Raw genomic sequence first — 25097 nt, 5'->3', positions numbered from 1 at the left:
ACCTACTGGCAATGGCTTCACACGCCACAAGCCCGTTATGAGAAACCCACTCACAACGGGCTTTAAAAGATCGTGGCGGTTCCGCTCATTGCTTAAAGGCTGTGACAAAAGGTAAAAAAACAACCTTTTGTCACAGCCTCCGGTACAATAGTTGCTCATCTAAGAGCGACTGGCTCAAGTAGAATCATGAAATAGACTTCCCTAACAAGTTGTGACGCTCAAGGGAGGTCTATTTCTTTTTGTCTGTCGAGTGTGTGGCCATCAACATAATTCAGAATTTGACCGAGATCCTTACTCGTGTAAAGGAGCCCTTCTTCCCCGATGACAAGCAGAAGCGGTAACGACGCTGTCATGTCAAAAGCAGAAACAAATTCTGCCGCCGGGACATCATCCTGCTGCCGCAAGCTGCCAAAGCCGGTGATTGCCGGATGATCCAGCAGCCCCGAAAGCTCTTCCCAGCTCGGGTCAATTATTCCTTCTCCTTCCCGGTACAGCATCGCAATATAATACTGTTGCGCCTCTATGTGTCTGTAGCCTCGCAGCCTTCACGCATACGAAAAAAACTTGTCCGGAAAAAGGCTGCTTTCCCCTTTCCAGGACAAGTTCGACGTTCTTTTTATGGATTCGTTGACCATAATCCGGCTGATTTGATGAAAACGCGCGGATGCAGCTTAAGCTGGGCGACAATATACTCAGCCAAGTCTTCAGGCTGCATCACCTTTTCCGGATTGCCGTCGGTTAAGTTTTCCTTATAGGCGAGCTCAGTCGCCACCGTGCTCGGGGTAAGGGCAGTAACACGGATATTATGCTTGCGCACCTCCAGCGCGAGTGACTCGGTTAAGCCGAGCAAGCCGAATTTTGAAGCGCTGTAAGCACTTGTGACAGGTGCTCCTTTTTGACCGGCAGTCGAGGAAACATTAATAATATCGCCGCCGTTTTTCTCGATCAGCTGCGGCAGGACGGTACGGGTCACATAGTAAACACCGAGCAGATTGACATCAATCATCTGCTTCCATTCCTCCGGTGAAAGATCGAGAAAGCCGCCGAACTTCCCGGTACCGGCATTATTTATCAAAATATCAAAGGAGCCAAGCTCCCCTTGGACACGCTGCACAGCCGCTTCCACCTCTTCAAGCGAGGAAACATCCGCCGTAGCATAGGCTGCTTTTACCCCCAGCTGCTCAATTTCGGCAGCCACCTCTTTCAAATCCGCCTCTGTACGGGCAAGCATTCCGACATGAACGCCTTCTTTAGCAAGGGCAAGCGCTGTCGCCCGTCCGATTCCTTTTCCTGCTCCAGTTACAAATGCTGTTTTTCCAGCTATGTTTTGTCCCATGTGATAGCCTCCTTGATTTCCTTTTTCCGAGCCTCTATCATACAAAAATCCCTCTTTCAAAGTCAAAACAACTGCTCGCCTACAATTACTCCAAAAATACCGATAAAAACGATTCACCGTTGCGATAAAAGCGCGGATCAAACACGCCAAGCCGGCCGTCTTCATTGACGACGACGACAAACGGACTCCATTTCGTCAGCGTCCTCGCCTCAGGTTTTTCAGCAAACAGTGGCTCCAGATCGACGCTTTCATCCGACTGAAGCGTCGTATGGACATCGAACCCGCGCCATAATGAAACGAGCGCTAAATCGACCTCCTCTCCGTTTTTGCCGATCACCGTATATTGCCACGGAACAAAATCCGCTGATAATGTCGCGTGCTCATATTCTTTTTTCGCCTCATGCAGAAAAGTCAGGCCGAGCGCGCTTTGAATGACGATATGCAAGGCAATCATCACCCAGGCCCAGCGAAATATTCCCGACGCGGACAGTGACGAAAAACGCTTCAGCAAAAAGGCTGATAAAAAGATCGTCCAAATGACAACATCGATGATCGGGATTGTTCCTAACGTCAGCCTGACATCGGAAACCGGCTCCAAATAGCCTGTCCCCCAGGCGTTTAACACATCGGATGTATTATGAATCACGACGGCAAGAAGGCCGATATAAAAGATCCTTCGCTGCTTCACCCGGAAAAATGCAATCGCCAGCAAGTACAAAAGCAACGCCCATACCGGCGCCAATAGCAACGAATGGGTAATGCCCCGATGCCACATTTGGTACATTCCTTCCTGGTCCCAGAGCTGCGAGATCACATCGATATCCGGGATTTGACTGCCGACGATCGCTGTAAACAACAGCGCCTGCTTTTCCTTTTTCGTCTCCTCGCTCTTCTTGACAGCATGGTACAAGCCAACGCCAAACAGCGTATGAGTGATCGTATCCACAGGTTCTCCTCCACTCGATCTATTTATGTTTAGAATACCGGAACAGCGCCGAAAGAAACAGCAAAAGACCTTTTCGTTTCATTGTTCTGCAAAAAAGGAAAGGATAAGACAAACATGCGACGAACATATTCTTGAAGCTGAATGAGTAAGATACGATGGAAAAGACATTCGAGAGGGGAATACAAATGAAAAACGCAGGAATCGCCGCCGTCCTTTCTTTCTTTATTACCGGACTGGGGCAAATTTACAACGGGCAAATTTTTAAAGGACTTTTCTTTATTGTTATTTACGCTGTTTCATGGCTGTTGATGTATGTGCTGATCGGCTTTATCACGACACCGATTATCTGGATTTGGGGAATGGTCGATGCCTACCGCTCCGCAAACAGAATCAATCGTTACAGAGGGAATGACAACAATTATGTATGAAGCAAGAGTCCTCCATCCATCCTAAAGTAGAACCAATAGAACTCGAAAAGGGATGAATGTATGGATACTAATTTGGCCTACTTACGCGAATCATTATCGAATCACCTTGAAAATCATCCGCTTTGCCAGCATATGTACGATAAGCTGGAGCAGTCTGCTTACAAAGACGAGGAGCAATTCGTCCGCAGCCTGAATGAACAGGAAACAGAAATTCTCAATCTGATCCTCCGCGCCGAGATCAACTATGCCCGACAGGAGGAGGATCAGGTCAGGGAAGAGCAATTGATTGGCGTTTATGAATTATTAATTTAGAAAAAGGGTGTGTCCGAAAGGTAAATCCCCTTTTGACACACCCTGCCTTCCTTATGACAATGCTTCAAATTCAAGCGGCATGTCGCTATAATAAATCTTCCATATGCCGTCTGTTTTCTTCAGATAATAAACCGGATGATAGTCAATCGTCGTTTCGAAATTCGTCGTCCGGTCTTGATAGCGAACATTCAACTCGCCCTGCAACGAAACTTGCGCAAAGCGGTTGCTGCTCTGCTTCATTTCAAGTTTCGGCTCTGCTGCAAATGCCATCGTTTCTGTCGTCTCATCGTCAAAATACCACATCGCCAAATCATCGGCCAATGCTTTTTGGTAACCAGTCAAATACTTCTTATTATGGCTCAGCAAGCCCGAAGCATCCTTTTGTTCAAAAAGCGGAAAGCTTTCCACCTCACTGTCCTTGACAATCTGCATCAGCTCGTTCGCATTTGGCAGGTTACTCGTTTCCTTTTGGAGAGCCCGGTGCAGCATGACTCCAGCCTCGCCTCTTGTTGCCTTTTTATTGAAGCCGAATTGCGTGCTAGTGATGCCCCGGACGATTTCAGCGCCAGCCGCTTTCGCAATGGATGGAGCAGCCCAATGATCTGACGCGACATCATGGAAGGACTGACTCCCCTCTGCCGGAAATGAAACCGTATCTGAAAAGGCGCGGACGATCATCGCCGCAATTTGCTCACGAAGCACCGGCTCATTCGGGGCGAAACGGCCCGCGCCGACACCTTCAATAATTCCATGATCGCTTGCTATCGCGATTTCAGCCTGAAGGCTATGCGTCACCGGGATATCGTCGAAGCGTTCTCCCTCTCCCGTCGCCTGCAGGTCAAGCGCCCTTACGATGATCGCAGCGAACTCCGCTCTCGTGATAAGATGATCAGGCTTAAACGAATACTCATGATCTCCCGTTGGAAATCCTTTAAATATATCGGCATTGACGAGGTCATCAAGCTCTTCAAAGCCCCAATGCTCCCAAATATCTTCAAGAATGTAGCTTTCCACCGTTCTCACTTCTTCTTTTGCTAAAGCCGGCGTACCTCCTGAAAATCCGCCGATAACAAGGATACTCGCCAACACCCATGCTCCAATTTTTTTCAATTTATTTCCCTTCTCCCTCAGTGGACTTACGACAATGACAAGCAATGTCATACATCGTCATAATATTGCACGGGAAATAAATTCACACGGGAAATTAGTCGGATTTTCGCCAGGGAATTACAGGAAACTGCTGTTTTCCCGCTAAAACAGCATCTCCTTTACTTTCGCCAAAACGTTTCACAGTCAGCCTTGTCCATTATATTGAATTCGATTATTCTCTCAAGCAAGGAATAATCAACCGGGCGGTCCCAAGGCATACGGATTAACTCTTTCGTATGGTCATAGCCTGCCTGGATAATGTCATTGGCAAAATGAATCATCGCCGCCCGCTCAGGCGCAACTGCCAAATGATGCTTAGCGACGCTAAACCCGATAATATACGTCCCGTGGTCGGTAAACATCGGCTGCTTCCATTTGATTTCCTGCATTAAGGCTGGAAATTTTTTCGCCACCCAAGCCAAAACCTCTTCCGTTCGCTGCTGATGCTGCGGGTTCTTGATGCCCGCTAAAAATTCTGCAAATGCGTCCATTTTCTTTCCTCCTACCCATCTAGTCTGGAGAACAACTTTTCATACAATTCGAGGCATTGATACGCTTCTCCTGTTCCCCGCTTTTATTTTCACCTTTTTTCTACTAGTCATTGCTTCAAGCTTGTCTCAAAGGAAAAAAATCGACCTTTCGGAACGATGCCGATTTGGTCGATCTTATCTAAATGAGTCATTGCTCTGTTAAGATGAGAGGGCCATTCTTCGTGATCGCGATTGTATGCTCATATTGAGCGGAACGTTTGCCATCAACAGTTTTTGCCGTCCAGCCGTTCCCTTCCATCCTGCTTTGCCATGCCCCTTCATTAATCATCGGCTCAATCGTAATGACCATTCCTTCCTTAAGACGCAGCCCTTTTCCCGCTTGCCCGTAATGAAGAATTTGCGGGGCTTCATGCAGTCCTGGTCCGATCCCATGTCCCGTAAAATCGCGTACGACCGAAAAGCCTTCCGCCTCGACATACGACTGAATCGCATGCCCAATATCCCCCGTTCTTTTGCCAACAAGCGCTTGTTCGATCCCTTTATCCAATGCCGTTCTAGTAACGGCAAGCAAGCGCTCCGACTCTTCTGAAATCGGACCAACCGCGTAGCTCCACGCCGAATCAGCGAGGCCGCCATTCAAATTCACGACCATGTCAATCGTGACAATGTCGCCTTTTTTCAATGGCGCCTTACGTGGGAAGCCATGGCAGATCTCGTCATTAATGGAGGCGCAAGTGGCGTATTTATAGCCTTTATAGCCTTTCTGCTCCGGTGTTGCGCCATTCTCCTTTAAAAAACGTTCGACAAATTGATCGACTTCCATTGTCGAAATACCCGGTTCAATCAATTTGGCAATTTCTTTATGGCAAGCCGCCAGCAGCTTGCCGGCCTCATGCATCAAATTAATTTCCCGCTCTGATTTTAACGTAATCATCTTCATCACACCTTACTCTCTAATTCATTCACTAAGAAAAACTCTTATTTCAAAAAAATGCTTCAGTACAGCTTTCGAGATAGTCAGCATCCGCAAGCGGCTGTCTCACCATTTTCTCCCAGCTGCCATCCTCTATTAGGGATGGCAACGGCTGCTCATACCATTCCTCTACCGCCTCGCGCTCGACAACAAAAGAGCGGTCATTAAAGTGAAAATCAATTTCCTGCAAGTTTCCAATCAAGGCAAAGGCTGCTGTCGCATTATAGATAAACGCCTGTTCCCGCTTCCGTCGATCCAGCTCATCAACATTACCTTCAAAATTCACTTGAACGCGATAACGCTCCGAATCGAGTTCAAAGCTCATCGGCACTTCACGTAATGGCAAAGAGCGAAACAGTTGCGTCAAATTCCCCGCATCTCCCATATAGTTATGCTGATAGCGCCTACTTTGTTCAATGTCATGGCTCATCGCTTCATTCTGCGCTGCCTGATATGCTTCTTCTTTTTCAGCGATGGAAGGAAGGACCATTGTCTGTACGATGAAAAAGCCGATCACCCCAATGACACTTATCATCATAATCAATCGATGCCTAACGTTCAACTTCATCACCTACTTTATACTTGTCAACGAGCCGAAGTGCAGCTGAGACGACGAGTGGAAGAATAAGGCTGACAAACGGCAGGCCATAGCTGACAGCCAGTGTTGCGAATTGGTAAGGCCCTGAAATCGAAACAGGCCGCTGAAACCAAATATTGCTGCCGAACTGTGAAAGCGTCAGCCCGATGAGCAGAGCAAGGATCAAAGCACTCCAGCCAATCCAGACAAGCTTCCGCAGACGGAGCAGCGCTTTTCTACTGAATGACACAATTCTCTCATCCAGACGGCCGCCTCTTCTGAGATATAACGAAAAATAAATGAGGCCAATTACAACCGAAGCAAGCAATAGCACGAAATGAAGGCGCATCGCCAGGCCGAGAACGGTCAACGGAATCGTGATAACCCAGGCAATCAGCGTGTACAGGAGCAGGATTTGGATGACCTCCAATCTCCAGCGGTTGAGATAGAGCGCGACAGTGTCGGCAAAGAAAAAGTCCACTCTTTCCAATGTACTGACCGCCTTTTGATCAGCTTCCGCCGCTTCAAGACCCTCGGCCTGAAAGTCCGCTGACTTTGCTTCCAGGTTACTAAGAATTTCCTCTTTTAATTCCTTCACTTCTGCTGTCTCCTGATAACTAGCAAACAGTTTTTCAACGTGTCGCTCTAAGCTGTTCACTCCGTTTCCTCCTTCATCTCAATTAATTGATCGATCAGCCGGCGGGCTGTTTTCCAGGCGCTGACATTGTCACGGTATGCTTTTATCCCGCTCGTAGTAATCTGATAATACTTCCGCCGTCCTCCCTGGCTTTCGTTCCCCCAGTAGGATTCGATCAGCCCGTGCGCTTCCAGTCTCTTTAAGCTTGTGTATAACGAAGGCTCTTTCAGCTCATAGTGTCCGCCGCTATTTTTGAAAATGGCTTTCATAATTTCATAACCGTAATTATCGCCTTCCATTAGCACCCGCAAAATAATTGTATCGATGTTACCTCGAATCAGCTCACGACTAATCCTTTCTGCCATCCCCTTCACCTCACTATTACAATGTAGTTTATATTACTATGTATGTCAATGTAATATGTAACAAATAACATCCAAAAAAAAGTTTGACATCTTGACTGCAACAACTTATTCTTTAATTGATAATGATAATCAAAATCAGATGATGAGGAAAGGTGAGAACAATGCAGCAAAAACGGAAGCTCTCTTTATCCATTTTTCTTATTAGCAGCTTTCTTATCGGCTTAGGGGCATGCGGAAGTGAAGATACTTCGTCACCAAATGAAGACGGAGAAGCACCTCCTGTGGCTGCAGAAGATGTCCGTGAAATTATCCATCCACTCGGGACAACAGTAATCGAAGGAACGCCCGAACGGATTGTGACCCTCTATCAAGGAGCAACTGATGCGGCGAATGCGCTCGGGATTGTCCCTGTCGGCGCTGTTGAATCATGGGAAGAAGCTCCTGTGTACGAATATTTAAGACCGGAGTTAGAAAATATGGCCATCGTCGGGGTCGAAACGCAGCCAAATGTCGAGGAAATCGCCAAGCTGGAGCCTGATTTAATCGTTGCCTCCCACATCCGTCATGAGGAAATTTACGAACAATTATCGCAAATCGCGCCGACTGTCGTGAATGAAACGATCTATGATTTCAAAGAATCGCTTCAGCTGCTTGCAGATGCAACGAACAACGAGGAAAAGGCCGAGGAGATTTTAAGTGCATGGGATGAGCGTGTCGCCGATTTCCAGACGAAGATCAAAGAGAAGCTCGGAGATGAATGGCCGATCAACGCTGCTGTACTAAACTTCCGCGCCGACCATGCCCGGATTTATGTAACCGGTTTTGCCGGCTCCATTCTTCAGGAACTCGGTTTTACAAGCTCGGAACAGCAGCTTGCTTTAAATGAAGACATTATTATGCTCAATGATAAAGAGAGCATTCCTGATATGAATGCCGATGTCTTTTATGTTTTCTACTATGATAGCGATCCCGCCGTCCAACAGGCATTTGAAGAATGGACAAGCCACCCACTATGGGACAGCTTAGACGCGGTGAAAAAAGATCAGGTTTATATCGTTGATGAAGTGATCTGGAACTTGGCTGGCGGCGTCCAGGCAGCTAACTTAATGCTTGATGACATTTATGACCGGTTTGACTTAGAAAAATAGAGCTGTCTTTAGCAACCTTACAGGAGAGAGAAAATGCTATGAAGCCTTTATTTAGGAAAATCCCGCATCCACTTGGACTGTTGCTCGCTTTTTTCGTCTTTATCCTTTCCTGCAGTTTAAGTCTGCTGGTCGGAAAAACAGCGATTCCGCCTGAGATGGTACTCGATGCTTTGATTAATTATGATGCGACAGTCACTGAGCATGTCATCGTCGCCTCCTCACGCCTGTCGCGCACAGTTATAGCCGCCGTGGTCGGGGCCAGTCTCGCTGTCTCCGGGGCATTGATGCAAGCTCTTACGAAAAATCCTTTAGCTGCTCCTGACATTTTCGGCATTAATGCGGGAGCGCTCTTTTTTATCGTAAGTGCGGCCACTATCTTTTCCGTGCAATCGTTACTCCATTATATGTGGGTCGGTTTCCTCGGCGCGGCATTAGCGGCAGCCTTCGTCTACACCCTCGGCTCTTTTGGACGAGACAGGTTATCACCTGTCAAGCTGATCCTTGCCGGTGCGGCGATAACCGCCTTATTCGTCTCCTTTACGCAAGGGTTGCTCGTCATGAATGAGCAAGGGCTGCAAAGTGTCCTATTCTGGCTTGCCGGCTCCGTCGCCGGCCGCTCGATCGATATGCTTCTGCCGATTCTGCCATTTATGCTTGGGGCGAGCCTCATCGCTTTATATTTAGGGCGGGCGATCAACATCCTGCTGATTGGAGAGGATGTCGCGACAGGTCTCGGACAAAGAACGGTGCTCACCAAGCTTGTTATCGGCTGCATCGTCGTTTTTCTAGCAGGCGGTTCAGTCGCGGTCGCCGGCTCGATCGGCTTTATCGGTCTCATCATCCCCCATATTGTCCGCGGCCTGTTCGGAACTGATTACCGGCTCGTGATCCCTTACAGCGCTTTTTTAGGTGGGAGCCTGCTATTGATCGCCGATATCGTCGCCCGTACAATCATCATGCCGCGTGAAATGCCGATTGGCGTCATGACGGCGCTTGTCGGTACACCTTTTTTCATTTATATCGCACGCAAGGGGTTGGCACGAAAATGAACACCATCACACAAAAAATCACTCAACATAAATGGCTGACCGTCCTTACGTTTATGTTGCTCAGCCTGCTGCTGCTTGTTTTTGCGCTTTCAGTCGGAAGTGAGTGGTTGTCTCCTATGACCGTCATCCTGCATCTGCTCGGAAAAGGAACGGGAGAATATGATTTTGTCTTGCAAACGCTAAGGCTCCCCCGCGTCCTGCTCGCTTTTCTCGTCGGAGCAGCCTTGGCGGTCTCCGGCTTAATTTTGCAGTCGATTATCCGCAACCCGCTCGGCTCACCGGATATTATCGGCATCACCGGTGGCGCCTCAGTCGGCGCCCTCTTATTCCTGACCTTTTTCGGTGGTACGGTCAGCATCAGTTTCCTGCCGATCGCCGCCTTGATCGGGGCGGCGGCTGTTTCCGTGCTGGTCTACCTTCTATCGTGGAAAAATGGTGTCGCGCCGATCACGCTCATTTTAATCGGCATCGGCGTTTCAGCAGCAATGAAAGCCGTCACGACGATGGTCATCGTCTTCAGTGACACGGTTACGACTTCGAAAGCCTATCTTTGGATGACAGGCAGCGTGTATGGGGCCAATTGGACTCAAGTGTACGGCATGCTGCCGTGGGTTGCCATCTTCATTCCGCTGACTCTGTTGTTTGCCAAAACCGTTCAGGTGAAATTGCTTGGCGATGATATCGCGACAGGACTCGGTGTCCGAGTCCAGCTTCAGCGTTTCCTGCTTCTTTTCATCAGTGTCGCCCTCGCAGGTTCCGCCGTTGCGTTTGCAGGAGGAATCAGCTTCGTTGGCTTAATCGCCCCGCATATCGCCAGAAAACTGGTCGGCCCCTCCTTTGCAGCCCTCGTCCCATTATCAGCCATCGTCGGCGGCTTTATCGTCGTCATCGCCGACGTCGTCGCAAGGACAGCCTTCCTGCCGCTTGATCTTCCGGCGGGAGTGTTTACAGCGGGTATCGGCGCTCCTTTTTTCATTTATTTATTGTTGAGAAAATCGCGCAGCGGCTTTTCTTAAAAGCGGCGCGCGAAGCCGCCCCTTTCCGAGCGATTGTTTCTCCTTCAGTCCCCTTCACACACGAAAGGTTGTCATAATTCCCACGTCTTGACAGCTAAAATCGAAGGAGGTATAATAGATATTGTAAGCGCTTTCATAAAGGAGTGAATGATTTTGCTAAAAGAAAAGAAGTTGAATAAAGACCAGCTGATCGATGCTCTTTTATCCTATCATCATTACAAAATGCCAGACGGCCGGCAATTTTATGAAGCGACCGAATCGGAACTTCTCCAGCTAATCTGCAAAGAAACAGACAATCAGTTCACCTCTTGTCATATATAACGAAAGAGTGTGCCTTAAGGGTCGGACTTTCCTTGTGGCACACTTTTTTTATGAGGCCTCTGTATAACCGGCTTTTTTCTTCGTCCCACCGAAAGGATTGGGAACCGTTTTCATCACATCCATCATTCTCCCCATCATTACTGCCGCGATAAACGTATAGAAAGCCGTCATCACATCGAGCAGGAAAGCACCCAGAAACAAGACACAAAAGTCAAACGCAATATGAATCGGTCCCATTTTCCAATGCGGATAACGAAGCTGGATTAAACGCGCCAGCAATCCGACTCCCCCGCTCGTCAGCCCCTGTCGAAAGACAAGCCCCGTCCCTACTCCCATCAGCAATCCGCCTAACGGAATACCGAGCCAAAGCGGCGGGTGCACCCATTGACTGAGCGGATAAAGGAGGTCAAGGAAAATCGACAGCACGACCGTCACGACGATGTTTTTAAAGACGAAAACACGCCCAATATAACGCCACGCCAGCAAAAACAAAGGAATATTCATGATAAAGACAACAAGCCCGACTGAAAGGCCGAGCGTGTAATGCGCCAGGACCCCCATTCCCGGAAAACCGATGCTAAACAGCTGCAACGGAATAAAACCAAGATTGACACCCAGAGCGATTAATAAACAGCCAATGAACGAAATAAAAATAACAACCACTCCTACGTCATACCCTTGACGTTCTACTTTAAAACCATTATATGCTGCTTCATATAGGCCCAATTTTGCGGAAAAGGCAGTCTTACTTCCCAAAATGTAACGCCGAGAAGCCCGTAGAGATCCACTAACTGATATTTACTAACATAACTTCTAATATCCTCAAACCAAACAAGATGACGCCCTTCTTCCTGCCAGTATGCAAAATGCGGGGAGAGCGCGGTCATATCGAACTCAATCACGGCCCCTCTGTCGAGAGCAAGATTTTGCGCCCCGAGAGCGGACAGGCCGCTTGATTCATTTGTCCCTTCCAGCCAGTCATACCCATAGAGCGGTAAGGCAATTTGCAATTTATTTGCCGGAATCTCGGTTAACGCATAGCGAATGACCTCATCGACCCACCAAATCGGCGCTATCGGATTGGGAGGGCCTCCCGGATAGCCGTAATCCATCGTCATCACAGCGACAATATCAGCCTCCTGACTGATCGCCCGGTAGTCGTACGCGCCAATAATCGGATTATCAGGAATGTCAGCCGTTTTCGAATGAACATTGACATGCAGAAGCAACGCTCCTAATGCCTGCTTCAATTCGCGGAGAAAGATAACAAAATCATTGCGCTGACCAGGAGGAATAAATTCAAAATCAATACTGACGCCGCCATAGTTTTTTTCAGTTACGAAGGCCAATAGCGAGGCGATGAGACGGCGCCGCATAGAAGCACTTCCAAGAACAGCGCCAATCAGCTCCGGGTTAAACGTCCCATCAGCCATAATGTTGCGAATCATCAGCAATGGCGTAACTTGCAACTGACGGCTCCGTTCTGGAATCATGTCATCCGCCAGCAAAACATAAGCCTCGCCTTCTTCCGTGACCGAATACGAGGCAACCGCTACATACGTCAGCTGCTCTGCAAACCCTTCCAAAGAAGCGAGAAACTGTTCAATCGAATAGGGCACGATAAAGCCGACCGTTACCATCTCCGGCAAAAGGGGAGAGGGAATGATCATCGTCTCCCCCACCGGTAAGCGGTAAGGGTCTAACGCCGGATTGGCCGCGCGGATGGCCGTCACCGTCGTACGAAATTGCCTTGCCAGCAACCAAAACTGGTCCCCTTCCTGAATCCGGTAAAGACGATTTGTCAAAACACGGTCCGGCACATAAAGAGCCAGACCTGGCATAAGCAGGGAGGAAGTCAGTCCATTCGCCGCGCTGATTTCGTCAATCGTCACTTCGTACTGTCGTGAAAGCTTCCACAATGAGTCCCCTTCTTGCACGATATGGATCGTCACAGATTTCACCCTTTTTGATACATCTTATGAATCGAAAGGGGGCAGTTATTACAGTCGCTCTAATCCAACGACAAATAGCTTACAGCATGATGAAGATTATTCATGATCGTAATCCCATCCAGCGTAATATTGCTCTGTACGAAAGATTTGCTCAGCTGCGGTCTGATCCCGGTCAAAATCGGGGTTATGCCAAGTAATGTCAAGCTGCCAATTAATTTATGGAACATATCAATGACAATCGGCGTCGCTGTTTGCACCCCTGAGACATCAATAATTAAACTGTCGTACCCTTGTTCCGAACTTGCCTTCAAAGCTTGCTGGATCAAAATCTCGGCACGCTTTTGATGGATTTCGCCAATCAATGGCAGAATTGCCACCTTTTTTGACAGCGGGACAATCGGAACAGAAATTTTGAGATATTCATTTTGCGACTCTTCTAATAGCCGATTGGAGTGGGAAATAAACGCTTGGGCAAACCCGGCGACTGTCGTGGTGACGATGCTGTCAGCCTTACTAATAATCTCAATTAAGATCTTGTTGTTCCACTTCGCCTGTTCTCCCGCTTCCAAAATATACGACAACAAAACCTTTTTATAATGCGAACTCATTTTCAGCGTCGGGATCAGTTCTCCTCCCTTGTCAATCGTCATGAAGCCGACTCTTTCACCCCAGACGGCCGACTCCTGTTCTACGCATTCATCAAATAGGCCTTCGCCGATAATTTTCACCAGACGGCCTAAGATCTCTATTAACTCTTTGTCCGCCGCTCTTTCTCCTGAATCGATGTTCTCGTAAAACGCTTCAACCATTTGCCGTGCTAATTGCTCTGAACCTTCGATCATTTTTTTCCCTAATGCTTCTTTTGCTTCTTTTATCTGTTTCAACTCAAGATCCATGGCCTTTTTCACTCCATTATCGTTTCCCTGAATTTATATAAGTACTTGCTGTAATGTCTAGTATTCTCATTATATCATTGTTTGATCAACTAAAGTAGTAGAGGAAAGGGAATAGAACAAGAAGAGAGGCTGTTCCTCAGGCCCATCATTAACCTTTCAGAACAACCTCGAAGCAATCTACATGAGCTTTTTTCACCTGCTCATCTCATGATTGGCCTCTTTTTCGGTTTGAAACTTCGCCTGCTAAGGCATAAAGTGAAATCATTGAAGCAAAATGAGACGATACATCGGTCGGGTCCTGTTGAGGATACACTTCCACGAAGTCCATTCCGGCGATCCCGCGCTTCGTAAATTCATAAATAAGAGTTAACAGTTCATAAGAGCTGAGACCGTTGCCATCAACAGGACCACCCGGATTAAAGGCAAAGTCCAGCACATCACTGCACACACTGAGATAGACGACCTCCGTTCCTTCGCTGGCCTGTTCATACATCTTTGCTGCCAGGCTGCGCAGATCCCCGTGCTGCCGAATATCATTAATCGTCCACGTCTTTGCGCCTGCTTCTCTGGCAAACCGTCCGCTTTCAGGCTTGTTGCGCGGGCCGTGAATACCGGCATGTATCAGGCTTTCATTTCGCACTCCTTCTAATTCATACATGCGCGCGAATGGGGTAGAACGGGCATACTTATCTCCTTCATGATGAGGCATATTATCATAATGGGCATCAAGGTGAATGATCCCGACCTTACCCTTTACTTTTTCTGTCAAGGCTTTCACAATCGGATATGTAATACCATGATCGCCGCCTAAAGCGAGTGGAAATTTCCCGGTCTCCCAGATCTCGCCGGCAAACTCTTCAATCCGTTTCATCGTTTCCTCCACGTCTGCCGGAACGACATCCACATCACCCATATCAGCGAGCGTCAGATGCTCAAAGACATCTATATGATCAAGCTCCGGCAAATAGCCGCTGTAACGTGCTGAGCATAACCGCATCACTTTCGGCCCGAGCTCACATCCTGTATAATCTCCCCACGTCACGGCTCCTTCCCACGGCACGCCATAGATGAGAACATCCGCCCCCTCTATTGAGTCTGTTGTTCCATTGATCGCACCGAGGAAAGGCGGCGTATTTCCATACATCACTTCACTCATAACTGACACCTCCTTTTTTAAAAAATGACAGACTCTTATTCCTATACCCAATTACACCTTTTTTAATCGTTATTACTCAGCGTCTGATAATCAAATAAATAATAAAGCCGAGAACCGGAAAAAAGAGGGTCGCCACAAGGATCAGCAGGCTGTATTCCTTGCTGTTCCTCTGGTTCAACGAATCACGGTAACACCAAATACTAGTGAAAAGATTAAGCAAAAAGCCCCCTAAAACAAACAGCAAAACAATAGGAAAGAATAACAATTCCATGGAGAACACTCCTTACTCTTTCCTATATCTACGGTGGAACCGTCCTCCCGGTTCCCGTTTTGTTTTTTTGTTTAAAGAGGAAAAGCCTGCCGAATGAAGCTGCTGCCAGGCTTTCCCTCTCAACTTCGACTTCTGTCCCCGCCCCGCTTACGATCTGACTCCGGGCGTTTCCATCCGATCCTCATCAGCCGACGCCGCACCCGGCTGCGGATGGGCGATCTCTTCTCCGGCTTCTTTTACCTTCTCTCCAATTTCTTTTAACTCTGCCGACGCTTCCTTAACTGAAGAAAGCAGCTCTGTACTTTCTTCGCCAATATGGTTTGCCGGCTTGATGACCGTATCATTGACCTTATCATAAAGCGCTTGTGCATCCTTCATGATCTCGCTGATTGCTTCCGATGTTGTCCGTACTCTTTCCTGCAGCTCCTGCTTGATCTCAGCAGGATTTTCCTTCACCTTTTTCATCGCTTCAACGGTCGTTTCTTTCATTTCTTTTGTCGTGGAGGTCACCTTCCTCCTCGTGTTCGTGTCGACAAGAATCGCCAAAGCTCCCCCTACCAATGCGCCGATCATCATCGCCTTCATCAATTTACTGCTCTGTTCGGTCCTGTCCATTTCCGGATACGTCAGATCCTCTTTCATGATTTTCTGCCTCCTTTTGTTAGGTAATGTCTACGAGATCTTTTTCCATTATTCCCTGATTCCCCGGCATGAAACGTCAGCGGCGGGGCAAAAAGCCGTTTTTCCTTTTTTCACAGTTGTCGGACATTCCTTCATTAATGTCCGTGAGCCTCTCTATTCGTTTTGTTAGACAAGCAGCAGCTTTCCCATACTTTTCTTGTTTCAACAGCGAAATCGCTGGTTATATAAGCAGTAGAGAAGCCTGGTCTTTGAATGAAGAAAGGAGATGAGTTTGATGACTGCTTCAGCTTATCCAAAACCGATAATCGGGATCTCAAGCTCGGTAATTGACCATAATGCGATTCCGAGTGTTCACGTCCATCAAAAGTATATAGAGGCTGTATCAGAAGCCGGTGGCATCCCATTGGTCATTCCACTCGGCTCGAAGGAAAAAATTGAGGCCTGGGTATCCATCTGCGATGGCCTTATTTTAAGCGGCGGAGAGGATGTTGATCCACATTCATATGGCGCCCAGCCCGATCCAGCGCTCCGAAAAACGAAAGCAGCCCGCGACGAGACGGAGATTCAGCTGGTCAAGGAGGCGGTTAAAAAGAAAAAGCCCGTCTTTGGCATTTGTCGCGGAATTGCGATGATGAACGCAGCTTTAGGCGGGACGGTTCTTCAGGATATTGAAACCTTGCATGATCAGCCGATTAATCATTATCAAAAAGCAGCGCGCCCGGAGGCCACTCATGATGTGCTCATTGAGCGGAACAGCCGTCTTTATGAGTACCTCAAAAAAGAGCAAATCCGCGTCAACAGCATGCATCATCAGGCGATTGGCAAACTAGCTCCGACTTTAAAGAAAGTCGGTCAGGCAAAGGATGGGATTATCGAAGCCGTTCAGGAAACCGAAGAGGCCCCTTCTTATTTGTTAGGTGTGCAATGGCATCCTGAGGAAATGGCGAAGGACGACCGGCTCATGAAAAGTCTGTTTGAGCATTTTATCGAAGCATGCCATCAGCCGGATCGCGCTGCGGTGTCGCAGTAAGCTCCAGCTGACAGAGAAAGAGGATGTGATAAAACCAGCTTTGACCTATTAGCAATGGCTTCACTCGCCACATGTCCCGGTCTGAGAAACCCATCAGGGCTGGGAAAAAGGTAAAAACAATCCTTTATCCCAGCCCTGTGGTCAAACATTTACTGTCTCACTGTAATATGAAGAGTGCTTCCATCCCAGCGGATACTGCCGGAAAATGTTTCGGTGACGACGCGGGCCGGGACGTATAATCTGCCGGCTTCAATAAGCGGTGACTGGGGCAGCGTCGTTTTCGCCCCGTTAATGACTGCCGCGGAATTACCAGCCGACACCGTCAGGCTCTTTCCTTGGTGAGACGCGCGGACAGTGGCCGAAGCGGCGTCATAAGAAAACGGGACGCCAAGCCATTCGAAAATTTGGCGCATCGGCACCATTGAGACACCGTCCAAAATAAAGGCATCTCCTTCCACCTGGTGACCATTAACCGTAACCTTGATCGGTGTCTTGGCCGGCGTGGCCGGATCCGGCTGAGGGGCTGGCTTTGCCGGTGACAGAAGCGAGACGATCCGCTTCTTTCCGTCCCATTTCACAGAAGCCCCTAAAGCTTCGCTGACGAAGCGTGTCGGGACAAATGTTTGCTGGCCGGAAATGGTCGGAGCGACATCAAGCATATGCGTCCGGCCGTCAATTTTGGCCCGCTTTGAATCAATTGTCAGTTCGATTTTCCGTCCGTTCTTTGTCGCTGTCACCGTTTTCGTTTGCGCGTTCCACGCTACCGACGCTCCTAAAGCGTTGAAGATCGAGCGCATCGGCACGAGGACACGATTGTCTTTCATGAACGGATCCTGACTGACAGCCAGCTTTTTCCCGTCGACATATACGCTGATCGGCGGCACCAGTTGATAGCCATTCAACCTAGCAAGCTCCTCAAAGGAGCGCGATGATTGAACGATGAGGACGTCCGTCTTCAGCTTCACTTTTTCAAATAGCCAGTGAATGTCCTTATTATGCATACGCACACAGCCGGCGCTGACATATTTGCCAATCGACTGTTCATTATTGTTTCCATGGATGGCATAGGTTGTGCCGTATGTTCCCCGGGCGTCAAGACCAAGCCAGCGGTCGCCGAGTGGATTGCGCGGATCACCGCCCGGTATTCCATCTGTGTAGTAAGGCCGGTTTTTAATTTTATTGACGATCGGAAACCGTCCTTCCGGTGTCAGTGCTAACGTCCTCCCAGTGGCAACCGGAAAAGTCCGTACGAGTTCACCATTTTCAAAGAATGCTAGTTCGTTTGTTGACTTATTAATAATAATCAACTGTCCTGATGACGCCGCTTCAGCTTCTTGAGGCAGCATCCATGCAAGTGCGAGCAATAGCACCCATATCCATTTTTTCAAATTGACCCCTTCTTTCTTCTCTCTATGTCTCTCTTTTTTTTATAATGGTGTATAAAAATTAATAGTATAATATGGCTTTTCTCCCAGAAAGGCAACTCCTGTGCCTACCCTTTCAAAGCCCGGCGCCAGCATATTGCGTCGATGTCCGGCTGAATTCATCAGCGCTTCATGGGCAAAGATCGGGTGAAACTGACCGACCGCCAAATTTTCCCCGGCTTGATAAAAGGCAATTCCTTCACGGTCAAAGCGGTCAAAAGGAGACAGACCATCCAGGTTCGTATGACTGAAAAACTGATTCTCCTGCATATCCTCACTATGCTTACGCGCCAGCTGCGCGGCCTCATCGTCCCACATTAACGGCGGTACACCCTCCCGCTGGCGGACACCTTGAAGCAAGTAAAACAGATGCTTCTCATAATCAGCTCGCCGCTCTTCCGTCGGCTCGCCGAAATAGCTGTCATGAGCAAGCTCTACATCCTTGGCGATAATTTGAACCGCAGTGACGGCCCCTCCTTTAAGCTGATCGTAAAAAAGCGTGTAAAAAGCATCGTCGGTCTGAAATAAATCCCATTCTTTCTTTCCTTCATAACGGAAGACGCTTCCTTTCTTCTCAAGCTCTCCGAGTCGCTCCTCCCCGAAGTCGGCCAGCATCTGTTCACGTCTCATTCCATCGATAAAGGGAAGGCCGGTTACATGCCGGCTTGTATTCGTATAGAAGGCAACAACACTTCCCTCTTCCAATCCGACATGAAGATAAGAGGAATCGGCCAGCTGATAAATATTCCAGTCAAAGGAATAGGCACTGGCTACTGTTGCCAGCGGCTCCCCAAGCTGCTCCTGTACGCTTTCAAGCGAATCACCAAGCCATAAGGAAGCAACTCGCGGTTCAGGAGCGATCGTCTGCTCCGCTACAAAGGTTAGCCGCTCTGCCGTTGAAAGAAACACAGCCTGCTTCTCCTTCTCCCATTTCACCTTCGCTCCAAGAATATCCGAAGCAAATCGGACGGGAACATACGCCGTCTGATCGGTAAGAAAGCTCGGAGCATGCAGGAATTGCTTTTTTCCATTCACAACCGCATAGCTTTTGCCGACAGGGACTTCAATCGTTTGCCCGTTTTTCTTAATAAAAACAGTGTCGGTTTCAGCCTCCCAGCTCAGCTCGGCATCAAGCTCCCGCATGACGGCTCTCAGCGGGACAAACGTAATCCCGTCTTTCATCACAGCTTCATGCTCAAGTTCGAGGGGATGCTCATTTATGTAAACACTGATCTGCTGTTCAGCCGCCGCAACTGTTTGTGTCGCTAACAGTCCAAGCCAGAGAATCATCGCGCCGACTCCGACATTCCACCATTTCATCCCATCCCCTCCTGTATTCTCACAATATAACGATTCATTCGCCGTCCATGTTTCACTTTCCTACTTACTATTTCCATTCCCCTATGATTCGTAAAAGAAACAAAAATTTCGGCATTTTATGTAGTTTTCTCGTGATTTAGTCAAAATGGAACATTGACTTCTGACAATGATTGCTATTACTCTACAAATAGTTTTCAACTATGACAGATTGAGATAAGGACGTGACATAATTTGACAGCTCGCAAACATCTCTTCTCACTGATTGGTACCAGTATATTCACTTTCCTTCTGTTCTTTCCTCCATTTTCAGCCGAAGCTTCCATCGTGAATCCTAAGCAAGTCTATTCCTATGCACAAATGGAACGAGATATGAAAAAACTTGCTGAAAGATATCCTGATTTAATTGAATACCATGTGATCGGCACAAGCGAATTCGGTCGTCCGATCTATGCCATTACGCTCGGAAATGGCATGTCTACTTCTTACATAAACGGCTCCAACCATGCCCGCGAATGGATCACGACTAATTTAACCATGTATATGATTGATCAATATGCCCAAGCGTATCAGCAGCGCCGCTCCATCGGCGGCTACGATGTAAAAACATTGCTTGATAAACACCGTATCTGGTTTGTGCCGATGCTTAATCCCGACGGGGTGATGATTCAGCAGCAAGGCTTGACGAGCGTCCCTCAAGGTGAGGTGGCTTCTGTTATGGTCATGAATCAAAACAGTTCGAACTTTAAACGCTGGAAGGCAAACGGCAAAGGAGTCGATTTGAACCGGCAATTCAACGCGAACTGGAACAATCTCGCGAACAGCCCGGGAGGTCCGAGCTTCGCCAACTATAAAGGAAAAACCCCTCACAGCGCTTCTGAGGTGAAAGCTGTCTTAGAGCTGACGGAGGAGATTCGTCCGGAAATGGCTGTCTCCTATCACAGCAGCGGACAAATTCTTTTCTGGAATTTCCATCAGCAGGGCGCCCAGCTGATCCGTGACCGCACTCATGCCCGGGCATTGTCGCAAATGACCGGCTACCGTCTGATGGGAGAACCCGGCGCAACAGGCGGTGGCGGCTATACGGACTGGTTTATTCAACAATACAAAAAGCCGGCCTTTACGCCGGAAGTGTCACCGTATGTCGGCGCGACCAACGTCCCGCTCGCCAATTTTGATCGCATCTGGCAGGAAAACCGCCTTGTCGGCCTTTATGTTGCCCGTGAAAGCCAGAAAATGTTCGAAACAAGACTGCGCAATACCTTTTCTCCTGTCTCGATTGAAGTTGATGGAGAACGGATCGCTCTTGCTGAAGGCGCATTTACGGTTCAAAATCGCACCGTTGTGCCATTACGTAGCATTTTCGAACGGCTTGGCGCCTCGGTGAAATGGAACAGCGCCAATCGCGAAGTACAGATTGAATCAAGTGAAAAGAGCATTCGTCTGCCGGTTCACCGTCCCTACGCTTATCTTGACGGGGAAAGAGTTGAGCTAGATGTTCCGGCACTGTTGGTCGATAACCGCACCTATGTCCCGGTCCGTTTTATCGCCGAAGCGCTAGGCGCCAAAGTCGAATGGCAGTCGAAGGAACAGACGGTCCGGATCACCACCTCTTCCACTGAATAAGCGGAATGCAGAATTATGGATTAACAGAATAAGAGAAAAACAACATAGTGCCTACTCGGGAGGAGTCTATTATGTTTCAAAAAAGTATGCTGACATTCATGATTCTATTATTGATAAAGCTGCCCGGCCTTGCAACGGCCACGGCAGCCGCCTTTCAGGAACCAAAGCAAATCCAGGTTTATGAAGAATCCTACTATTACCATTTCCAGGGGGTTGAATCAAAAGGGAATGGCCCGCTCCTTACTTACAAACAACAGGCCTTTCTCCCGGTTGAAGACGTTGCCTCGATACTTGGGCTAACGCTCAGTCAACAGGGGGCCGATCTTCATCTCGATAGCGCGCCGACTGTCAACAGCTCTGTCACAGTAGAGGGTGAGCTTCCGAAAGACGCCACGATTGCAGCCGAGCAGCTACGCATTAATCCGAAGATTGGCGCTCAGGCAAGTGTTATGCTTGAGGATGACGCGGCGCAGCCTGTCTTTTCAAAAAATGCGAACCAGCGCCTTTATCCCTCCAGCGCGCTGAAAATCATGACTGCCCTGCTCGCGATTGAACGCGGTCAGCTGCAAGAGCTTGTCACCGTCGGCCCCCGTGCGGCCGCTGTCCCCCATGATAGCTCTAAAGCGGGACTAGTACCGGGCGACCGTCTTACGCTTGAGCAGCTGCTATATGCGATGATGCTTCCATCCGGCAATGACGCCGCAGTCGCGATCGCCGAACATATCGCCGGCTCTGAACAGCAATTTGTCCAGCTTATGAACACCCGGGCGAGGAAGCTTGGCATGACGCGAACGAATTTTGTCAACTCACATGGGTACCACCATCCGAATCAATATACGACCGCTGCCGATCTCGCATTAGTCGCCAAGGAAGCAGCCGCATCTCCCGTTTTCATGAAAATTGTCGGCGCCCCAAGTTACTATGCTTCTTATCGCGGGCCAAACGGGGCGGCAAAAGCAAAGACGTGGAGAAATTCCAATTCTTTGATCCGTACTGATTCGCCTTATTTTACGGCGACCGTGACCGGCGGCAAGACGGGCTATACAAGTGCTTCGCGCTACAATCTTGTCAGCTTTGCCAGCTCGAATGACCATGATTATGTTACCGTCATCTTAAGAGGTGAACGAAATCAGCGATATGTTGATACGAGAAACCTTTTACAGTCAGCTTATACAAAACGTGCCCAGCTGAATGGCGCAAAAAAGCGAATCAACGTTACGCCTTTTCCCGGACGACTGTTCTTTAATGGCCGGGAGCTGACAAACGAAGTTCAACTCTTTAACGAAAACGGGAAAACGTTTGTTTCAACCGATGTTCTGGCGTTGATCTCGACTCACATCTCACGCGTGAAACGGAGCGACAGCCAGCAAATGAAAGCAGCACTCGACCAGCAGCTGCTGACGTTTGATCGCGTCGGCCCGGTTATTCGTAATGGGAGAATGCTCGTACCTGTCCGCTCATTCTTTGAAGAAGCCGGCCTTCAGCTGAAATGGGACGCTGCGGCGAAAAGGATCGAAGGACGGGCCCCGGGTACGGAAATTGTCATGACACTGAACTCCAAACAGGCCTATGTCAATGGACAGCTCGTCAGCCTTGATGTCCCGGCCACGATTGAAAATGGGCGTACTCTTGTCCCGCTCCGCTTTATTTCCGAGGCGTTGGAAGCGAAAGTTGATTGGGGACGCGGACGTGTTTTATATTTTTACTGATGGTGAAACTTTTTCCAACTAATGGTCGTTCAAAAAGAGGAGAACCGACTTTTTCGAGATGACACGGTAAGGGGAGAGGGAAACAGTCTTTTAAAATTTTTTACACAATTCGTGACAATTGTCTCAATCTGTAGAAATTCCTCAAAAGACACATTTTTTTCTATATATCTCCTAATTTTTATGTGTTATTATGGGATTGTTCGGAAAATGCTTTTAAAAATAAGGAGATCACACATGCTCAAACGTTTATTTACTGTTTTAATGGCTTTGACTCTGATTACAACGACGGGCTTGTCTGTTAACGGAGGACAAGCACTGGCAGCCACTCACGTCCAGGGAGATTTATATACGAAAAACAATATGACAATCATGCTCAATGGGTCCAGATTACAGCTTTCGGATCCGATTCTTAATAAAAATGGTCACACGCTTTTACCAATGAGAGCGCTCTATGAAGCTGTCGGCGCCCAAATCGAATGGAATAAAGCGTCGCAAACGGCCAAAGCGATCAAAAACGGAACGACGATTGAATTAACGATCAACTCAAGTTCCGCTCGGGTAAATAATCAGCGGGTGGCGTTAACGGCCCCTTCAATTATGTACAAGAACCGTACATACGTCCCGTTACGTTTTGTCATCGAAAACTTTGACGGCACTGTTAACTACAACCATCAGGCTCAACTAATTACGATTTCAACGACAGGTTCAAGCCAGCCACCTGTCAGCGGTGAGCCTTATACGCTGCATTTAAACAATCAGCGAATTCAAATGGAAGAATCGGCGATCATTCGCAACGGCCGTAACTATATTCCAGCGAAGTATTTCTATAATTACTTGGAAAACTCATCCGTTCAATGGCTTGATTCGCAAACAGTCGAGCTTCAGATTGAAGGTCTTGTCTTTACGTTCCGTAACAACCAAAGCAATATTTTGGTCAACCAGGAACCGACTGCATCAAATGAAGTCCCATTTCTTGTCGGCAATGAAATGTATGTGCCTGTCCACTTCATCGTCAATGCCTTAGGAGGGAATCTGCGTTTCCGCAGTGATACGAATGAAATTTATATTTATTTGAATCAATTTATGTTCAGCAGTGAGTTCCTCCCTAAACAGGAAGGCAGCCTGCGTGTTCCCGATTTAGTCCCGGAAGCTGAATTAGTAGGCGACCGCCAGCTGCTGGTCAGCGATAACCCGGAAACATTGACACCATCTTTGATTCCGCCGGCTCCGCGCCTGACACTGTCAGAGCAACGGGTGACACCGGATAAAGAGCAGATCGACCACCGTGTGTTCGGCTGGCATTTAAATCAGTTAGGGACAAAGGTTAATATCGGGATTACGATTGAGAATACATCTGAAACCGAGTCACTGACCATTCCAGCTTCCAGCGGGATCGTAAAGAAAAGCAACAACAGCTGGGTCAACTATGACATTGGATTACCGATTGCTGATGGTGTTTTAAACAACCGACAGCAAACAAAGAGCAGTCAGGGCTTGACGATTGCGCCGGGTGAAACGGCGATCATTGACGAATTTGAGCTTTATCCGCGGTATATTGTCGGATTCCTGAATGATTTCACCGTCCAAACTTCAGGTGATGACGAGTACATTATCCGTACGGTTTTAAGTGAGTTTGAGGATCTGACCTCCATTCGCACTGAACCAATCCAGATTAATCCATACGCCGCTCACCCACGCGGGGCATGGCCTGCGTCTGACCTTGCCGCGACATTACCGGAATATACAATCGGTTCTGTTGAACAAGGGTATAATCTTTCAAACGGCCGCAGTGATCACCTGTTGACAGCGGAGAACTCCCTGTCGACAACAAATGGGGCAATTGGCAACCCAGGCCATTTCGGGATGACTTATCATGTGACGATCCCACTCGTTAACCAAACATCACGGACAGCGACGGTGCGCCTGAAAGCAACCGGCCGCGGTGGTCTCTACAGTGGAGCGATTAAAGTAAATGGAGAAAGTCATTTAATTCCAACCTTAAAGCCAAACCAGGATTATGTGGAATTAATCGATTACCGCGTTGAACCGGGAACGGATGAAATCACTGTTGAGATTATGCATGCCGGCGGAGCCGCCCTCCCAGTCGCCTTATATATCGAAACAATCCGTTAAAAAAGCCGCACAGCGGCTTTTTTTATTACGTCGTGCGGAGCCGTTACTGTCTTTTGAGCAAGTCTGAAAGTGGTCTTCTTTCAGACTTGCGTGTAACGCGCGCAGCCGACGTCCCTTCACAGATTCAACTAAACTAGAAAAAGCTGTGCCAACGGTTAGTGAGAAACCGGCACAGCTTTTTTCTTTGTGAAAA

27 protein-coding genes are annotated in these 25097 nt (G+C 48.2%); 10 read left to right on the top strand and 17 right to left on the bottom strand.

Annotation, left to right across the window (positions count from 1 at the left end; translation table 11 throughout):
• Positions 1–218: 218 nt before the first annotated feature.
• The 3 genes from ABMB67_RS19440 to ABMB67_RS19430 all read right to left on the bottom strand — a co-directional run bounded on the left by ABMB67_RS19440 (position 219) and on the right by ABMB67_RS19430 (position 2282).
• Positions 219–497 carry a hypothetical protein gene (locus ABMB67_RS19440; protein ID WP_354573083.1) on the bottom strand — a complete coding sequence of 93 codons (279 nt, stop codon included), beginning with the start codon at positions 495–497 and terminating at the stop codon, positions 219–221.
• Between the two features lie 119 nt (positions 498–616).
• The gene (locus ABMB67_RS19435; protein WP_354573082.1) at positions 617–1336 is read right to left on the bottom strand and encodes a 3-ketoacyl-ACP reductase; all 720 of its coding nucleotides are present in this window, start codon (positions 1334–1336) and stop codon (positions 617–619) included.
• A gap of 85 nt (positions 1337–1421) precedes the next feature.
• Positions 1422–2282 (bottom strand): metal-dependent hydrolase, encoded by an 861-nt coding sequence (locus tag ABMB67_RS19430; protein WP_354573081.1) that lies wholly within the window; start codon positions 2280–2282, stop codon positions 1422–1424.
• 185 nt (positions 2283–2467) lie between these two features.
• Between ABMB67_RS19430 and ABMB67_RS19425 the strand changes: the two genes are divergently transcribed.
• Together ABMB67_RS19425 and ABMB67_RS19420 are read left to right on the top strand one after the other, a co-directional pair.
• Positions 2468–2710, top strand: coding sequence for a hypothetical protein (locus tag ABMB67_RS19425; protein ID WP_354573080.1), 243 nt, complete (start codon positions 2468–2470; stop codon positions 2708–2710).
• A 60-nt stretch (positions 2711–2770) separates the two neighbouring features.
• Positions 2771–3022: a sigma-G-dependent sporulation-specific acid-soluble spore protein CsgA gene (locus tag ABMB67_RS19420; protein WP_251193662.1), complete on the top strand. Its 252-nt coding sequence runs from the start codon at positions 2771–2773 to the stop codon at positions 3020–3022.
• A gap of 51 nt (positions 3023–3073) precedes the next feature.
• On the opposite strand, the gene ABMB67_RS19415 is transcribed toward ABMB67_RS19420, so the two are convergent.
• The 6 genes from ABMB67_RS19415 to ABMB67_RS19390 all read right to left on the bottom strand — a co-directional run bounded on the left by ABMB67_RS19415 (position 3074) and on the right by ABMB67_RS19390 (position 7214).
• Entirely contained in the window at positions 3074–4132 is a 1059-nt protein-coding gene (locus ABMB67_RS19415; RefSeq protein ID WP_354573079.1) for an S-layer homology domain-containing protein, read from the bottom strand.
• Positions 4133–4290: 158 nt separating this feature from the next.
• The gene (locus ABMB67_RS19410; RefSeq protein ID WP_354573078.1) at positions 4291–4662 is read right to left on the bottom strand and encodes an iron chaperone; all 372 of its coding nucleotides are present in this window, start codon (positions 4660–4662) and stop codon (positions 4291–4293) included.
• Between the two features lie 187 nt (positions 4663–4849).
• Positions 4850–5596, bottom strand: coding sequence for a type I methionyl aminopeptidase (map, locus tag ABMB67_RS19405; protein WP_251225097.1), 747 nt, complete (start codon positions 5594–5596; stop codon positions 4850–4852).
• A 49-nt stretch (positions 5597–5645) separates the two neighbouring features.
• Entirely contained in the window at positions 5646–6197 is a 552-nt protein-coding gene (locus ABMB67_RS19400) for a DUF4825 domain-containing protein (RefSeq protein ID WP_251225096.1), read from the bottom strand.
• Positions 6187–6870 carry a hypothetical protein gene (locus ABMB67_RS19395; RefSeq protein ID WP_354573077.1) on the bottom strand — a complete coding sequence of 228 codons (684 nt, stop codon included), beginning with the start codon at positions 6868–6870 and terminating at the stop codon, positions 6187–6189. Before ABMB67_RS19395 ends, ABMB67_RS19400 begins: the two co-directional genes overlap by 11 nt.
• Positions 6867–7214, bottom strand: a complete 348-nt coding sequence (locus tag ABMB67_RS19390; RefSeq protein ID WP_354573076.1) for a PadR family transcriptional regulator — start codon at positions 7212–7214, stop codon at positions 6867–6869. Before ABMB67_RS19390 ends, ABMB67_RS19395 begins: the two co-directional genes overlap by 4 nt.
• A gap of 161 nt (positions 7215–7375) precedes the next feature.
• Between ABMB67_RS19390 and ABMB67_RS19385 the strand changes: the two genes are divergently transcribed.
• The 4 genes from ABMB67_RS19385 to fbpA all read left to right on the top strand — a co-directional run bounded on the left by ABMB67_RS19385 (position 7376) and on the right by fbpA (position 10748).
• Positions 7376–8362 (top strand): ABC transporter substrate-binding protein, encoded by a 987-nt coding sequence (locus ABMB67_RS19385; RefSeq protein WP_354573075.1) that lies wholly within the window; start codon positions 7376–7378, stop codon positions 8360–8362.
• Positions 8363–8400: 38 nt separating this feature from the next.
• Entirely contained in the window at positions 8401–9411 is a 1011-nt protein-coding gene (locus ABMB67_RS19380) for a FecCD family ABC transporter permease (protein WP_390188847.1), read from the top strand.
• The gene (locus ABMB67_RS19375) at positions 9408–10427 is read left to right on the top strand and encodes a FecCD family ABC transporter permease (RefSeq protein ID WP_354573074.1); all 1020 of its coding nucleotides are present in this window, start codon (positions 9408–9410) and stop codon (positions 10425–10427) included. Before ABMB67_RS19380 ends, ABMB67_RS19375 begins: the two co-directional genes overlap by 4 nt.
• Positions 10428–10580: 153 nt before the next feature.
• Positions 10581–10748, top strand: a complete 168-nt coding sequence (fbpA, locus tag ABMB67_RS19370) for a Fur-regulated basic protein FbpA (RefSeq protein ID WP_251193671.1) — start codon at positions 10581–10583, stop codon at positions 10746–10748.
• A gap of 48 nt (positions 10749–10796) precedes the next feature.
• On the opposite strand, the gene ABMB67_RS19365 is transcribed toward fbpA, so the two are convergent.
• From ABMB67_RS19365 to ABMB67_RS19340, 6 genes are all read right to left on the bottom strand, one after another.
• Positions 10797–11411, bottom strand: a complete 615-nt coding sequence (locus tag ABMB67_RS19365) for a YitT family protein (RefSeq protein WP_251193672.1) — start codon at positions 11409–11411, stop codon at positions 10797–10799.
• 23 nt (positions 11412–11434) lie between these two features.
• Positions 11435–12700: a glycosyl hydrolase family 18 protein gene (locus ABMB67_RS19360; protein ID WP_354573073.1), complete on the bottom strand. Its 1266-nt coding sequence runs from the start codon at positions 12698–12700 to the stop codon at positions 11435–11437.
• Positions 12701–12759: 59 nt separating this feature from the next.
• A complete protein-coding gene (locus tag ABMB67_RS19355; RefSeq protein WP_251225090.1) occupies positions 12760–13596 on the bottom strand; it encodes an STAS domain-containing protein in 837 nt (278 codons plus the stop codon).
• Positions 13597–13801: 205 nt separating this feature from the next.
• The gene (locus ABMB67_RS19350; RefSeq protein ID WP_251225089.1) at positions 13802–14752 is read right to left on the bottom strand and encodes an agmatinase family protein; all 951 of its coding nucleotides are present in this window, start codon (positions 14750–14752) and stop codon (positions 13802–13804) included.
• Between the two features lie 76 nt (positions 14753–14828).
• Positions 14829–15023: a PLDc N-terminal domain-containing protein gene (locus ABMB67_RS19345; protein WP_354573072.1), complete on the bottom strand. Its 195-nt coding sequence runs from the start codon at positions 15021–15023 to the stop codon at positions 14829–14831.
• Positions 15024–15170: 147 nt separating this feature from the next.
• Positions 15171–15665: a YtxH domain-containing protein gene (locus tag ABMB67_RS19340; protein WP_354573071.1), complete on the bottom strand. Its 495-nt coding sequence runs from the start codon at positions 15663–15665 to the stop codon at positions 15171–15173.
• Positions 15666–15939: 274 nt separating this feature from the next.
• Between ABMB67_RS19340 and ABMB67_RS19335 the strand changes: the two genes are divergently transcribed.
• Entirely contained in the window at positions 15940–16695 is a 756-nt protein-coding gene (locus ABMB67_RS19335) for a gamma-glutamyl-gamma-aminobutyrate hydrolase family protein (RefSeq protein ID WP_251225088.1), read from the top strand.
• Between the two features lie 149 nt (positions 16696–16844).
• Here ABMB67_RS19335 and ABMB67_RS19330 read toward each other — a convergent pair whose 3' ends face one another.
• Together ABMB67_RS19330 and ABMB67_RS19325 are read right to left on the bottom strand one after the other, a co-directional pair.
• Positions 16845–18083, bottom strand: a complete 1239-nt coding sequence (locus ABMB67_RS19330) for a L,D-transpeptidase family protein (protein WP_349775640.1) — start codon at positions 18081–18083, stop codon at positions 16845–16847.
• 39 nt (positions 18084–18122) lie between these two features.
• Positions 18123–19439, bottom strand: coding sequence for a stalk domain-containing protein (locus ABMB67_RS19325; RefSeq protein WP_354573070.1), 1317 nt, complete (start codon positions 19437–19439; stop codon positions 18123–18125).
• A gap of 324 nt (positions 19440–19763) precedes the next feature.
• Between ABMB67_RS19325 and ABMB67_RS19320 the strand changes: the two genes are divergently transcribed.
• The 3 genes from ABMB67_RS19320 (at position 19764) to ABMB67_RS19310 (ending at position 24904) form a co-directional block, all read left to right on the top strand.
• Positions 19764–21062, top strand: coding sequence for a M14 family zinc carboxypeptidase (locus ABMB67_RS19320; protein WP_354573069.1), 1299 nt, complete (start codon positions 19764–19766; stop codon positions 21060–21062).
• Between the two features lie 71 nt (positions 21063–21133).
• Entirely contained in the window at positions 21134–22771 is a 1638-nt protein-coding gene (locus tag ABMB67_RS19315; protein ID WP_354573068.1) for a stalk domain-containing protein, read from the top strand.
• A gap of 234 nt (positions 22772–23005) precedes the next feature.
• Positions 23006–24904, top strand: coding sequence for a copper amine oxidase N-terminal domain-containing protein (locus ABMB67_RS19310; RefSeq protein WP_354573067.1), 1899 nt, complete (start codon positions 23006–23008; stop codon positions 24902–24904).
• Positions 24905–25097: the final 193 nt, after the last annotated feature.

The sequence above is a fragment of the Halalkalibacter oceani genome (genome assembly GCF_040544555.1).
GTDB lineage: Bacteria > Bacillota > Bacilli > Bacillales > Bacillaceae_D > Halalkalibacter > Halalkalibacter oceani.
This window is presented reverse-complemented; position numbering and strand designations above follow the sequence as displayed.

Coding starts and splice junctions, on each gene's coding strand:
- ABMB67_RS19350 (WP_251225089.1), bottom strand. CDS start 14,752: ATGAGTGAAGTGATGTATGGAAATACGCCGCCTTTCCTCGGTGCGATC.
- ABMB67_RS19340 (WP_354573071.1), bottom strand. CDS start 15,665: ATGAAAGAGGATCTGACGTATCCGGAAATGGACAGGACCGAACAGAGC.
- ABMB67_RS19315 (WP_354573068.1), top strand. CDS start 21,134: ATGTTTCAAAAAAGTATGCTGACATTCATGATTCTATTATTGATAAAG.
- map (WP_251225097.1), bottom strand. CDS start 5,596: ATGATTACGTTAAAATCAGAGCGGGAAATTAATTTGATGCATGAGGCC.
- ABMB67_RS19380 (WP_390188847.1), top strand. CDS start 8,401: ATGAAGCCTTTATTTAGGAAAATCCCGCATCCACTTGGACTGTTGCTC.
- ABMB67_RS19345 (WP_354573072.1), bottom strand. CDS start 15,023: ATGGAATTGTTATTCTTTCCTATTGTTTTGCTGTTTGTTTTAGGGGGC.
- ABMB67_RS19355 (WP_251225090.1), bottom strand. CDS start 13,596: ATGGATCTTGAGTTGAAACAGATAAAAGAAGCAAAAGAAGCATTAGGG.
- ABMB67_RS19335 (WP_251225088.1), top strand. CDS start 15,940: ATGACTGCTTCAGCTTATCCAAAACCGATAATCGGGATCTCAAGCTCG.
- ABMB67_RS19410 (WP_354573078.1), bottom strand. CDS start 4,662: ATGGACGCATTTGCAGAATTTTTAGCGGGCATCAAGAACCCGCAGCAT.
- ABMB67_RS19385 (WP_354573075.1), top strand. CDS start 7,376: ATGCAGCAAAAACGGAAGCTCTCTTTATCCATTTTTCTTATTAGCAGC.
- ABMB67_RS19325 (WP_354573070.1), bottom strand. CDS start 19,439: ATGAAATGGTGGAATGTCGGAGTCGGCGCGATGATTCTCTGGCTTGGA.
- ABMB67_RS19420 (WP_251193662.1), top strand. CDS start 2,771: ATGGATACTAATTTGGCCTACTTACGCGAATCATTATCGAATCACCTT.
- ABMB67_RS19435 (WP_354573082.1), bottom strand. CDS start 1,336: ATGGGACAAAACATAGCTGGAAAAACAGCATTTGTAACTGGAGCAGGA.
- ABMB67_RS19390 (WP_354573076.1), bottom strand. CDS start 7,214: ATGGCAGAAAGGATTAGTCGTGAGCTGATTCGAGGTAACATCGATACA.
- ABMB67_RS19310 (WP_354573067.1), top strand. CDS start 23,006: ATGCTCAAACGTTTATTTACTGTTTTAATGGCTTTGACTCTGATTACA.
- ABMB67_RS19425 (WP_354573080.1), top strand. CDS start 2,468: ATGAAAAACGCAGGAATCGCCGCCGTCCTTTCTTTCTTTATTACCGGA.
- ABMB67_RS19440 (WP_354573083.1), bottom strand. CDS start 497: ATGCTGTACCGGGAAGGAGAAGGAATAATTGACCCGAGCTGGGAAGAG.
- ABMB67_RS19375 (WP_354573074.1), top strand. CDS start 9,408: ATGAACACCATCACACAAAAAATCACTCAACATAAATGGCTGACCGTC.